Genomic DNA, 12511 nt, shown 5'->3' with positions numbered 1-12511 from the left:
CACAACTATTGCTACAGCTCTCGCAACGTTCCGTTTAACTGACGGTCAGCCAAGCGAGAGAGCATGATGCCCCACGCCGCCCAACTATCTTCGGCCCCTGCCATACAGGGGCTGGTTCCGCCTGTCGAGCCGCCGACCCGTCAGGGTCTTGAGCAGGCGTTCTCGCAGTTCAGCCAGATGTCGAGCCAGCTGACCGACTCCTACAGCCTGCTGGAAGCCCGGGTCTCCGAGCTGAAAGGCGAACTGGCGGTGGTCAGCGCCCAGCGCATGGAAGAGCTGGCTGAGAAAGAGCGCCTGGCCAACCGCCTGCAAAACCTGCTGTCGCTGTTACCCGGTGGCGTGATCGTCATCGATGAAGACGGCCGCGTGCGTGAAGCCAATCCGGCGGCCTGCGACATGCTTGGGCTGCCGCTGGAAGGCGAGCTGTGGCGCCATGTCATCACCCGCTGCTTTGCGCCGCGTGAGGACGATGGCCACGAAATCTCCCTGAAGGACGGGCGCCGCCTGTCCATCGCCACCCGTTCCCTGGATGCGGAGCCGGGCCAGTTGGTGCTGCTTAACGACCTGACTGAAACCCGTCACCTGCAGGACCAGCTGGCGCGCCATGAGCGTTTATCGTCCCTGGGCAGGATGGTCGCTTCGTTGGCGCATCAGATCCGCACGCCGTTGTCGGCCGCGTTGATCTACGCCAGTCATTTGACTGATGAGCAATTGCCCGCCGCCACCCACCAGCGCTTCGCCGGACGCCTGAAGGAGCGCCTGCATGAATTGGAGCACCAGGTACGCGACATGCTGGTGTTTGCCCGCGGCGAATTGCCGCTGACCGACCGCGTGACGCCGGCCCAGCTGATGCAGGCCCTGCAAGCTGCGGCTGCTGCCCATATCCAAGACGTGCAAGTGCGCTGGCAGTGCGACAGCCACCTCGGCGAGCTGCTGTGCAACCGCGACACCCTGGTGGGCTCGCTGCTCAACCTGATCGAAAACGCCACCCAGGCCAGCGGCCCCGGCGCGCGGCTCAAGGTGCACCTGTACAACCGCGAACAAACCCTGCGCCTGTGCATCAGCGACAGCGGCAGCGGTATCGATCCGGTGGTGCTCAAGCGCCTGGGTGAACCGTTTTTTACCACCAAGACCAACGGCACCGGCCTGGGCCTGACCGTGGTCAAGGCCGTGGCGCGTGCCCATCAGGGAGAATTGCAGCTGCATTCCCGCGTTGGGCGTGGCACCTGTGCATTGATGACCTTGCCGCTGTTTTCTTGCGCGGCAAGCGCGGAGTAAGGATATGGCTATCAAGGTTCTGTTGGTGGAAGACGATCGTGCCCTGCGTGAAGCATTGGCTGACACGCTGTTGTTGGCGGGCCATGACTACCGGGCGGTCGGTTCGGCCGAGGACGCCTTGGAAGCAGTGGAGCAGGAAACCTTCAGCCTGGTGGTCAGCGACGTGAACATGCCCGGCATGGACGGCCACCAGTTGCTCGGCCTATTGCGTGCGCGCCAGCCGCAACTGCCGGTGCTGCTGATGACCGCCCACGGTGCCGTTGAGCGTGCCGTGGACGCGATGCGTCAGGGCGCGGCAGATTACCTGGTCAAACCCTTTGAGCCTAAAGCGCTGATCGAGCTGGTCGCGCGCCATGCCCTGGGCGTGATTGCCTCCAGCGAAGGCGAAGGCCCGATTGCCTTCGAACCCGCCAGTGCCCAATTGCTCGAATTGGCCGCCCGCGTGGCGCGTAGTGATTCCACCGTGCTGATCTCCGGTGAGTCCGGCACTGGTAAAGAGGTGCTGGCGCGTTATATCCACCAGCAGTCGACCCGTGCCAAGCAACCGTTTATCGCCATCAATTGCGCGGCGATCCCCGACAACATGCTCGAAGCCACGCTGTTCGGCCACGAAAAGGGCTCGTTCACCGGCGCCATCGCGGCCCAGGCGGGCAAGTTCGAACAGGCCGATGGCGGCACCATCCTGCTGGATGAAATTTCGGAAATGCCCCTGGGCCTGCAAGCCAAGCTGTTGCGAGTGCTGCAGGAGCGCGAAGTGGAGCGAGTCGGCGCGCGCAAGCCGATCCAGCTGGATATCCGCGTGGTCGCCACCACCAACCGTGACCTTGCCGGCGAAGTGGCGGCGGGACGCTTCCGCGAAGACCTGTTCTACCGCCTCTCGGTGTTCCCCCTGGCCTGGCGCCCGCTGCGTGAGCGCCCGGCAGACATCATTCCGCTGGCCGAGCGCCTGCTGAACAACCACGTCAAAAAAATGAAGCACGCCCAGGCGCGGCTGTCCGCCGAAGCTCAGGCCTGCCTGATCAGCTATCCATGGCCCGGCAACGTGCGGGAGTTGGACAACGCCATCCAACGCGCGCTGATTCTGCAGCAGGGCGGCCTGATCCAGCCCCAGGATTTCTGCCTGGCCATGGGCAGTGGCGCGGCGCCATTGCCCACGTTGGCGCCCGCGCCGGTGGTTGCAGAGGCTGAGCCTGCCGGAGGGCTGGGTGACGACCTGCGTCGCCGCGAATTCCAGATGATCATCGACACCCTGCGCGCCGAGCGCGGTCGCCGCAAAGAGGCCGCCGAGCGCCTGGGTATCAGCCCGCGCACCCTGCGCTACAAGCTGGCGCAGATGCGCGACGCCGGGATGGACGTGGAAGCGTATTTGTTCGCCACATAACCGGTAACAAGGTTGACAAGGTTTGTCGCCTTTTCTTACGAGTTGATACAGAGCTGGCACCCTTGTTGCTACTTCCCCTAGTAATCGCTGCGTAGTGTCAAAAATTTGCGGGTTGGAGAGAGAAGGTCATGAGCCAGGGTATTGAGTTCAATCGGTTGATGTTGGATATGCGCGCCATGCAAATGGATGCCATGGCTCAACCGAAATCCGTCGCGCCAGCGCCGGAACTGGGCCAAAGCAGCTTCGCCGACATGCTCGGCCAGGCCATCAACAAAGTCAGTGACACCCAGCAAGCCTCCAGTCAGTTGGCCAATGCGTTCGAGATCGGCAAAAGCGGTGTGGACCTCACCGATGTGATGGTCGCCTCGCAAAAGGCCAGCGTCTCCTTCCAGGCCCTGACCCAAGTGCGTAACAAGCTGGTCCAGGCCTATCAAGACATCATGCAGATGCCGGTTTAAGGGCGAGATCTAAGTCATGGCAGAAGCAGTCTCCGACAACGTACCCGCCAAGGCAGACGGCAAGCCGCCGCTGTTTGGCCTGTCGTTCCTGGAAAACCTCTCGGAAATGACCATGCTGCGTCAGGTGGGCCTGATGGTCGGCCTGGCTGCCAGCGTGGCGATTGGTTTTGCCGTAGTGCTGTGGTCGCAGCAACCCGATTACCGGCCGTTGTACGGCAGCCTGGCGGGCATGGATTCCAAGCAGATCATGGAAACCCTCGCCGCCGCCGACATCGCCTACACCGTGGAGCCCAACTCCGGCGCCTTGCTGGTCAAGGCCGACGATGTGGCCCGTGCGCGCATGAAGCTGGCTGCCGCTGGCGTGACTCCGTCCGACAGCAATATCGGTTTCGAGATCCTCGACAAGGACCAGGGCCTGGGGACCAGCCAGTTCATGGAAGCCACCCGCTACCGCCGTGGCCTTGAAGGCGAGCTGGCGCGCACCATTTCCAGCCTCAACAACGTCAAGGGTGCCCGCGTGCACTTGGCGATCCCGAAAAGCTCGGTGTTTGTGCGCGACGAGCGCAAGCCAAGTGCTTCGGTACTGGTCGAACTGTTTTCCGGCCGCTCCCTGGAGCCTGGCCAGGTCCTGGCGATCATCAACCTGGTGGCCACCAGCGTTCCCGAACTGAGCAAGTCGCAAATCACTGTGGTCGACCAGAAGGGCAACCTGCTGTCCGACATGGCCGAAAACTCCGCGCTGACCCAGGCCGGCAAGCAGTTCGACTACAGCCGCCGCATGGAAAGCATGCTCACCCAGCGTGTGCACAACATCCTGCAACCGGTGCTGGGCAATGACCGCTACAAGGCTGAAGTGTCTGCCGACGTTGACTTCAGCGCCGTCGAGTCGACCTCCGAGCAGTTCAACCCGGACCAGCCGGCCCTGCGCAGTGAGCAATCGACCAGCGAACAACGTACCGCCAGCAATGGCCCGCAAGGTGTGCCGGGTGCCCTGAGCAACCAGCCGCCAGCTCCGGCCTCGGCGCCGCAAACCACCGGTGGTGCCGCTGCTACTGCTGGCGCGATCCAGCCTGGCCAACCGTTGCTGGACGCCAACGGCCAGCAGATCATGGACCCGGCCACCGGCCAGCCGATGCTCGCGCCTTATCCGGCGGACAAGCGTAACCAGTCCACCAAGAACTTCGAGCTTGACCGTTCCATCAGCCACACCAAGCAGCAGCAGGGTCGCGTCAATCGCCTGTCGGTGTCGGTGGTGGTCGATGACCAGGTCAAGGTCAACGCCGCTGACGGTGCCGTAACGCGCGCGCCGTGGAGCGCCGACGAATTGGCGCGTTTCACGCGCCTGGTGCAGGACGCCGTTGGTTTTGACGCCAGTCGTGGTGACAGCGTCAGCGTGATCAACATGCCGTTCTCCGCCGAGCGTGGTGAAGTGATCGCCGAAGCGGCGTTCTACACCCAGCCGTGGTTCTGGGACATCGTCAAGCAAGTGCTGGGTGTGTTGTTCATCCTGGTGCTGGTGTTCGGTGTGCTGCGCCCGGTGCTCAACAACATCACCGGCAACGGCAAGAAACAACTGGCGGCCTTCGGCGGCAGCGATGTCGAGTTGGGTGGCATGGGCGGCCTGGATGGCGAACTGGCCAACGACCGCGTCAGCCTTGGTGGCCCGCAAAGCATCCTGTTGCCAAGCCCGAGCGAAGGTTACGACGCTCAGTTGAACGCAATCAAAAGTCTGGTAGCAGAAGACCCGGGCCGTGTGGCCCAGGTCGTGAAAGAGTGGATTAACGCAGATGAGTGATAGTCGAGCCGCTGTTGCCAAACTCACCAAGGTCGATAAAGCCGCAGTCCTGCTGCTGTCCCTCGGTGAAACCGACGCTGCCCAAGTGTTGCGTCACATGGGACCCAAAGAGGTCCAGCGTGTGGGCGTGGCCATGGCGCAGATGCGCAATGTGCACCGTGAGCAGGTCGAGCAGGTGATGAGCGAGTTCGTCGAGATCGTCGGCGACCAGACCAGCCTGGGCGTCGGCTCCGACAGCTACATCCGCAAGATGCTCACCTCGGCCCTGGGCGAAGACAAAGCCAACGGCCTGATCGACCGCATCCTGCTGGGCGGCAACACCAGCGGCCTGGACAGCCTCAAGTGGATGGAGCCGCGCGCGGTCGCCGATGTGATCCGCTACGAGCACCCGCAGATCCAGGCGATCGTGGTGGCCTACCTCGACCCGGACCAGGCCGGTGAAGTACTCGGCCACTTCGACCATAAAGTGCGCCTGGACATCATCCTGCGCGTGTCGTCGCTGAACACCGTGCAGCCCGCGGCCCTGAAAGAACTCAACACGATTCTCGAGAAACAGTTCTCGGGTAACTCGAACGCCTCGCGGACCACCCTGGGTGGCATCAAGCGCGCGGCCGACATCATGAACTTCCTCGACAGCTCGGTCGAAGGCCAGTTGATGGACTCGATCCGCGAGATCGACGACACCCTGTCCGGCCAGATCGAAGACCTCATGTTCGTGTTCAACAACCTCTCCGATGTCGACGACCGTGGCATCCAGGCGCTGCTGCGCGAGGTGTCCTCCGACGTGCTGGTGCTGGCCCTCAAGGGCTCGGACGAAGGCGTCAAGGAGAAGATCTTCAAGAACATGTCCAAACGTGCCTCCGAGCTGTTGCGCGACGACCTGGAAGCCAAAGGCCCGGTACGCGTCAGCGACGTGGAAACCGCGCAGAAAGAAATCCTCACCATTGCCCGCCGTATGGCCGAAGCCGGAGAAATCGTTCTCGGCGGGAAGGGCGGCGAAGAAATGATCTAAGGCGCTACCCATGTCGAACAAAGATGAGGCGCCCAGCGATCTGATTCGCGCACGGGACGTCGGTGGGTTCGACATCTGGTCGTTGCCCAGCTTCGATCCGCATGTGCCCGAGCCTGAGCCGGAACCGGTGGAAGAACCTCCAGTGGAAATGGAAGAAGTGCCGCTGGAGGAAGTCCAGCCACTGACCCTGGAAGAGTTGGAAAGCATTCGTCAGGAGGCCTACAACGAAGGTTTCGCCGCGGGCGAGAAAGACGGTTTTCGCAGCACCACCCTCAAGGTTCGCCAGGAGGCCGAGGCGGCGCTGAGCGTCAAGCTGTCGAGCCTGGAGCGGCTGATGGGCAACCTGTTCGCCCCTATCGCCGAGCAGGATTCGCAGATCGAAAAATCCATGGTCGGTCTGGTGCAGCACATCGCCCGCCAGGTGATCCAGCGCGAACTGGTGCTGGATTCCAGCCAGATCGAAAGCGTGATGCGCGAAGCCCTAAAGCTGCTGCCCCTGGGCGTCGGCAATGTGCGGCTGTACATCAACCCGCAGGACTTCGAGCAGGTCAAAGCGATGCGCGAGCGCCACGAAGAAACCTGGCGCATCGTCGAAGATGCGGCGCTGCAGCCCGGCGGTTGCCGGGTCGAGACCGAGCACAGCCGCATCGATGCCACGGTGGAAACCCGCATCAGCCAGATCATGGCCAAGCTGCTTGATCAACAACACGAGCAGGCGCTGAACCCCGCCGAGCCGGACCTGAGCGTAGACCTGGACGCCCCCGATGCGCCTTGATCGCACCAGCTTCGCCAAGCGCCTGGGCGGCTATGCCGAGGCCACCGAATTGCCCGGCCAGCCGATCCTCGAAGGGCGCCTGTTGCGCATGGTCGGCCTGACCCTCGAAGCCGAAGGCCTGCGCGCCGCCATGGGCAGCCGCTGCATGGTGATCAACGACGACAGCTACCACCCGGTGCAGGTCGAAGCCGAAGTGATGGGCTTTTCCGGCAACAAGATTTTCCTCATGCCCGTCGGCAGCCTGGCCGGTATCGCCCCCGGCGCCCGCGTGGTCCCGTTGGCCGACACCGGTCGCCTGCCCATGGGCATGAGCATGCTCGGCCGGGTGCTGGACGGCGCCGGTCGCGCGCTGGACGGCAAGGGCGGCATGAAAGCCGAAGACTGGGTGCCGATGGACGGCCCCACGATCAACCCGCTCAACCGCAACCCCATCAGCGTGCCGCTGGACGTGGGCATTCGCAGCATTAACGGTTTATTGACGGTCGGCCGTGGCCAGCGTCTGGGCCTGTTCGCGGGTACGGGGGTGGGTAAGTCGGTGCTGCTGGGCATGATGACGCGCTTTACCGAGGCCGACATTATCGTGGTAGGCCTGATCGGCGAGCGGGGCCGCGAGGTGAAGGAGTTCATCGAACACAGCCTCGGCGAAGAAGGCCTCAAGCGTTCGGTCGTCGTTGCGTCGCCAGCGGATGATGCACCGCTGATGCGTTTGCGCGCGGCCATGTACTGCACGCGCATCGCCGAATATTTTCGCGACAAGGGCAAGAACGTCCTGTTGCTGATGGACTCGCTCACCCGGTTCGCCCAGGCCCAGCGGGAAATCGCCCTGGCCATCGGCGAGCCGCCAGCCACCAAGGGCTACCCGCCGTCAGTGTTCGCCAAGCTGCCCAAGCTGGTGGAGCGCGCCGGGAATGCCGAGGCTGGCGGTGGCTCGATCACCGCGTTCTACACCGTATTGTCCGAAGGCGATGACCAGCAGGATCCCATCGCCGACTCGGCGCGGGGTGTGCTCGACGGCCACATCGTGCTGTCACGGCGTCTGGCGGAGGAGGGGCACTACCCGGCCATCGACATTGAAGCGTCCATCAGCCGGGTCATGCCGGCGGTGGTCACGCCGGAGCATATGGCCCGCGCGCAGCAGTTCAAGCAGCTGTGGTCGCGTTATCAACAGAGCCGCGATTTGATCAGCGTTGGCGCCTACGTGGCCGGTGGTGACCGCGACACGGACCTGGCGATCGCGCTGCAACCGAAGTTGGTGACCTATTTGCGCCAGGGCCTCAACGACAAGATCAGCATGGGTGAAAGCGAAGCGCATTTGCAGTCCATCTTTGCCCCTGCGCCAGGCGGTTAAGCCATGGCCAACAGCCGCGCAGCGCGCCTGGCCCCGGTGGTGGACATGGCCGAAAAGGCCGAAAAAACCGCCGTCCAGCGCCTGGGTTACTTCCAGGGCCAAGTGCGCTTGGCGGAAAGCAAGCTGGGCGACCTGGAGCGCTTTCGCGGAGAGTACCAGCAGCAATGGATCGAGCGCGGCACCCAGGGGGTGTCGGGCCAATGGTTGATGGGTTACCAGGGCTTTCTCAATCAGCTGGAAACTGCCGTCGGCCAGCAGCGCCAAAGCCTTGCTTGGCACCAGAACAACCTCGACAAGGCCCGCGAGAGCTGGCAGCAAGCCTTCGCTCGCGTCGAAGGCCTGCGTAAATTGGTGCAGCGCTACATCGACGAAGCGCGAGCGCTGGAAGACAAGCGCGAGCAGAAATTGCTCGACGAACTGTCCCAGCGCCTCCCGCGCCAATCACAATACTGACGGTTGCCCGCCCCCCCATTTGATCTGCTGTGTTGCTGGTATCCCATTCGCCTGCTACACCTTGTGTCTATGTCTATGACAAGGAAGCAGTCGCATGTCAATCGAGTCAGAAGTATCCCTGGACGGGAAGAAGTTGACGATCGTAATCAAGGGGCGGTTCGATTTCAGCAGCCACCAGACATTTCGTGACGCTTACGAGCGTTTCTACAAGGTGCCTGAGTTGTATGTGGTCGACCTGAAAGAAACCACTTATATGGACAGTTCGGCCCTGGGCATGCTCCTGCTGTTGAGGGACCATGCCGGCGGCGATGAGGCGGAGGTCCAGGTGATCAACACCAACTCCGATGTGCGCAAAATCCTCGCCATCTCCAACTTCGACAAATTGTTCGACATCAATTGAGCGCCCAGCCCCCCGCTGTTGAGCCGCTGACGATCCTGATCGCCGAAGACAGCGCCGCCGACCTGCTGTTGCTGTCGACCATTGTGCGGCGCCAGGGGCATCAGGTGCTCACGGCGACCAATGGCGAGGAGGCCGTTGAACTGTTCGCGCGCGAGCGTCCGCAACTAGTGTTGATGGACGCGATCATGCCCGTGATGGATGGCTTGGCCGCCGCGCGGTGGATCAAGCAGTTGGCGGGGGAAGAGCTGGTGCCGATCATCTTCCTCACGTCCCTGCGCGAAAGTGCCGCCCTGGCCGAGTGCCTGGATGCCGGCGGCGATGATTTCCTGCCCAAACCCTACAACCAACTGATCCTGGCGGCCAAGATCAACGCCATGGACCGCCTGCGTCGGCTGCAAGCCACGATGCTGCAGCAGCGCGACCAGATCGCCAGGCACCATGACTACCTGCTGCGTGAGCAGCGGGCGGCCAAGGCGGTGTTCGATAAAGTCGCCCACTCGGGCTGCATCAACGCGGCGCCGAATATCCGCTACCTGCAATCGCCCTATGCGCTGTTCAACGGTGACCTGCTGCTGGCGGCGTACACGCCGTCGGGTGACATGCACGTGTTGCTCGGCGATTTCACCGGCCATGGCCTGCCGGCGGCGGTGGGCGCCATGCCCCTGGCGGAAGTGTTCTACGGCATGACCGCCAAGGGCTACGGCCTGGCGCAGGTCCTGCAGGAGATGAATGCCAAGCTCAAGCGCATCCTGCCGGTGGACATGTTCTGCTGCGCCACCTTGTTGTGCCTGAGCACGCAGCGGCGGGTGGTGGAGGTGTGGAACGGCGGCATGCCCGAAGGCTATGTGCATGAAGTCGCCAGCGGCAAGCGCACGCCGCTGCAGTCGCGGCATTTGCCGTTGGGGGTGCTGTCGGTGCAAGCCTTTGATGATCGCACCGAAGTCTGGCCGATGGCCCTGGGTGACCGGGTGTTCCTGTTGTCCGATGGTGTGCTGGATACCGCCGACGCCAATGACCAGCTGTTTGGCGTTGAGCGCTTGCAGCAGGTCTTTGCCGCCAACCGTGAGCCCGACCGGCTGTTCGACGACATCGAGCAGGCCCTGGTGGCCTTTCGCGGTGTGACTCGGGATGACGTGAGCATGGTGGAGATCACACTGAGTCCCGGGCAGCCGCTGCGGGCCACCGGGCCGTTGTATGCCGACAGCGGCCAGTCGTGCCCGCTGGATTGGTCGGTGAGTTTCGAATTTCGTGCCGAAACCCTCAAGCGTTACAACCCCTTGCCCTACCTGCTGCAACTGCTGCTGGAGATCCAGGGGCTGCGCGAGCAGAGCGGGGCGCTCTACAGCGTAATGGCCGAGTTGTATTCCAATGCGCTGGAGCATGGTGTGCTGGGCCTGGACTCGCGGCTCAAGCGCGATGCCCAGGGCTTTACCGAGTATTATCGCCAGCGCAATGACCGCCTGGCGCAGTTAAACAGTGGTTATGTGCGGGTGCATGTGCAGGTGGTACCCACCGAGGCGGGCGGCAAGATGACCCTGTGCCTTGAAGACAGTGGGCAAGGGTTCGACGTGGAGCAGGTGCTGGCCCGGCCGCTGGACATCGACTGTCTGTCTGGCCGAGGCTTGAGCCTGGTGCGCCAACTGAGCAGCGAGGTGCGCTGGTCCGACGGCGGGCGCAGTGTCTGCGTAGAGTTTTGCTGGGGGGCTCTGGCATAATCCGCTGATTCTTGATCAGGGAGCGAGCAAGTGGCTGAGATTCATATGGACCCGAACGTGTTGTCGGGTTTGCAGGAGGTCATGGAAGGCGAGTACCCCAAGTTACTCGATACCTTCCTCGATGACTCCCAAAAACGCGTCGAAGCGTTGCGCAAGGCGCGGGACGACGCCAAGGCACTGGGGCGTATTGCCCATAGCTTCAAAGGCAGCAGTGGCAACCTCGGCGCAGTGCGGTTGGCGCATTTGTGCCAGCGGTTGGAGGCGGAGTCCGTTGAGGCTGCGGCGGACCTGGGGGCGCTGGTGGACCAGATTGATCATGAGTTTGCATTGGTGAAGCCGATGTATGAGTCGGAGCGGCAGCGGTTCCAGATTTGATTCCATCAGTTTTAAAACCTGGCCCGACTCTTGCTGTATCTCCTGATACTGCATCCCCGATCCCCATGCAGTGGAGACCTTTACCTATGCCAGTCGCCCCGAATTCGCTTCTTCAGGCTGCCCCTGCGGCCAAGCCTCAAGCGCCTGCCGTCAATCCACCGGCAGTGGCTGCGGACCCACGGGACAAGGGCCCTGGCTTCGCTCAAGTGTTCGCCAGCCAAGGTTCCAAACCCACGGTCAAGGCTGATGACAACTCGGCCAAGCCCACGCGGGACAAGCCTGCCGATGCCAGCGCCAAGCCTGCGGCGGGCAACGACAAACCTGCCGCCAGCACGCCAGTGGTTGCCGATAGCGGCAATACCTTGCCTGCCAAGCCTGCGGCATCGTCCGACGACACTGCCAGCCAGGATGACGATGCACCTGTGGATCCGGCCCTGGCGCAGCAGCCTCCGGTGGACCCGGAGGTCGACCCGGCACTGATTGCCACGGTCACCCCGGTGGTGGTGCCAGTGCCGGTGGAAACCCCGGCACCCGTTGCCGCTGCCAAGGATGATAAGGCCGCACCCGTGGTTGCAGCGCCAATCGCAGCGACCGAGGAAGCCGCGTCGGCCTTCGATCCTGAGGCCGATCCCCTGGACGCCATGCCGGTCGTACGCCTGGCAATGGAGCAGGGCGGGCATGTGTCGGCCAGCAGCCAGGCACCGGCCAAAACCGTCCCGCCGACCACCCAGGACCAGCCAACCGCCGCCCAGAACTTTGCTGCCGGCCTGGCCACCATGGTCGACCAGCAAGCCACCAAGGACAGTACGGACCAGGGCGGCGACAAGGCCTTCAGCGGCTTGATCGAAGGTGGCCTCAAGGACTTGAAGGAGGCCAGCAGCGACACCCGCGTCGATGACTTCGCCAACCGCCTGGCCGCGTTGACCCAGGCGGCCACGCCGAAAACCGCGAATGCCTTGCCGCCGGTGACGAATGCACCGCTGGCCATGCACCAGAGCGGCTGGACCGACGAGATCGTCAACCGCGTGATGTACCTCTCCAGCGCCAACCTCAAGTCGGCGGAGATTCAGTTGCAACCGGCCGAACTCGGGCGCCTGGATATCAAGGTCAACATGACCGCCGACCAGCAGGCCCAGGTCAACTTCATGAGCGCCCACCCGGTGGTGCGCGAGGCGCTGGAAAGCCAGTCCGGCCGCTTGCGGGAGATGTTCGCCCAGCAGGGCATGGGGCAGGTGGACGTGAATGTCTCCGACCAGTCCCGTGGCCAGGAGCAGCAGCAACAGCAGGCCCAGACTGCTGGCGTTAGTCGTGGCGGGCGGGGTGGCGACAGCGGCGACAGCGGCAACCACATTGATGTGGCCGAAGCAGTGGCGCCCGTGACTTCGACGGTGATCGGCTCCAGCGCCGTCGATTACTACGCCTGACTTGAGCCGAGTACAAATCCAAAATGTGGGAGGGGGCTTGCCGCCTCCCACATTGTTTTGTGGTGTTCCTTCGTCTCCGCTTACCAGACAACTCTGG

At 63.1% G+C, this 12511-nt stretch carries 12 protein-coding genes; all 12 read left to right on the top strand.

Translation table 11 applies throughout. The features are described 5' to 3' along the window. Positions 1 to 66 precede the first annotated feature (66 nt). The 12 genes from FBY10_RS15230 to FBY10_RS15175 all read left to right on the top strand — a co-directional run bounded on the left by FBY10_RS15230 (position 67) and on the right by FBY10_RS15175 (position 12414). On the top strand, positions 67 to 1278 hold the full coding sequence (locus FBY10_RS15230) for a PAS domain-containing sensor histidine kinase (RefSeq protein ID WP_131698735.1): 1212 nt from the start codon (positions 67 to 69) through the stop codon (positions 1276 to 1278). 4 nt (positions 1279 to 1282) lie between these two features. After that, positions 1283 to 2659, top strand: coding sequence for a sigma-54 dependent transcriptional regulator (locus FBY10_RS15225; RefSeq protein ID WP_131698575.1), 1377 nt, complete (start codon positions 1283 to 1285; stop codon positions 2657 to 2659). Positions 2660 to 2787: 128 nt separating this feature from the next. Further along, the gene (fliE, locus tag FBY10_RS15220) at positions 2788 to 3117 is read left to right on the top strand and encodes a flagellar hook-basal body complex protein FliE (protein WP_010208741.1); all 330 of its coding nucleotides are present in this window, start codon (positions 2788 to 2790) and stop codon (positions 3115 to 3117) included. 16 nt (positions 3118 to 3133) lie between these two features. After that, positions 3134 to 4912 carry a flagellar basal-body MS-ring/collar protein FliF gene (gene fliF / locus FBY10_RS15215; RefSeq protein ID WP_053133228.1) on the top strand — a complete coding sequence of 593 codons (1779 nt, stop codon included), beginning with the start codon at positions 3134 to 3136 and terminating at the stop codon, positions 4910 to 4912. Continuing rightward, positions 4905 to 5924 (top strand): flagellar motor switch protein FliG, encoded by a 1020-nt coding sequence (gene fliG / locus FBY10_RS15210; protein WP_048720872.1) that lies wholly within the window; start codon positions 4905 to 4907, stop codon positions 5922 to 5924. The genes fliF and fliG overlap by 8 nt, the downstream gene beginning before the upstream one ends. A gap of 10 nt (positions 5925 to 5934) precedes the next feature. Then, positions 5935 to 6699, top strand: a complete 765-nt coding sequence (gene fliH, locus FBY10_RS15205; protein WP_131698573.1) for a flagellar assembly protein FliH — start codon at positions 5935 to 5937, stop codon at positions 6697 to 6699. Further along, positions 6689 to 8047 carry a flagellar protein export ATPase FliI gene (fliI, locus tag FBY10_RS15200; RefSeq protein WP_131698572.1) on the top strand — a complete coding sequence of 453 codons (1359 nt, stop codon included), beginning with the start codon at positions 6689 to 6691 and terminating at the stop codon, positions 8045 to 8047. Before fliH ends, fliI begins: the two co-directional genes overlap by 11 nt. Before the next feature lie 3 nt (positions 8048 to 8050). Next, positions 8051 to 8500 carry a flagellar export protein FliJ gene (gene fliJ, locus FBY10_RS15195; protein WP_027603853.1) on the top strand — a complete coding sequence of 150 codons (450 nt, stop codon included), beginning with the start codon at positions 8051 to 8053 and terminating at the stop codon, positions 8498 to 8500. A 94-nt stretch (positions 8501 to 8594) separates the two neighbouring features. Continuing rightward, entirely contained in the window at positions 8595 to 8900 is a 306-nt protein-coding gene (locus tag FBY10_RS15190; protein WP_131698571.1) for an STAS domain-containing protein, read from the top strand. Continuing rightward, complete coding sequence (locus FBY10_RS15185) at positions 8897 to 10615, top strand: fused response regulator/phosphatase (protein ID WP_145336971.1); 1719 nt, start codon at positions 8897 to 8899, stop codon at positions 10613 to 10615. The genes FBY10_RS15190 and FBY10_RS15185 overlap by 4 nt, the downstream gene beginning before the upstream one ends. Positions 10616 to 10645: 30 nt before the next feature. Beyond that, positions 10646 to 10990 carry an Hpt domain-containing protein gene (locus FBY10_RS15180; RefSeq protein ID WP_131698569.1) on the top strand — a complete coding sequence of 115 codons (345 nt, stop codon included), beginning with the start codon at positions 10646 to 10648 and terminating at the stop codon, positions 10988 to 10990. An 86-nt stretch (positions 10991 to 11076) separates the two neighbouring features. Next, positions 11077 to 12414 (top strand): flagellar hook-length control protein FliK, encoded by a 1338-nt coding sequence (locus FBY10_RS15175; RefSeq protein WP_131698568.1) that lies wholly within the window; start codon positions 11077 to 11079, stop codon positions 12412 to 12414. Positions 12415 to 12511 lie beyond the last annotated feature (97 nt).

Origin of the sequence: Pseudomonas sp. SJZ103, from assembly GCF_007828335.1 — a bacterium.
GTDB lineage: Bacteria > Pseudomonadota > Gammaproteobacteria > Pseudomonadales > Pseudomonadaceae > Aquipseudomonas.
The sequence above is the reverse complement of the archived record's forward strand: the minus strand, read 5'-3'. Positions and strand labels throughout refer to the sequence as shown.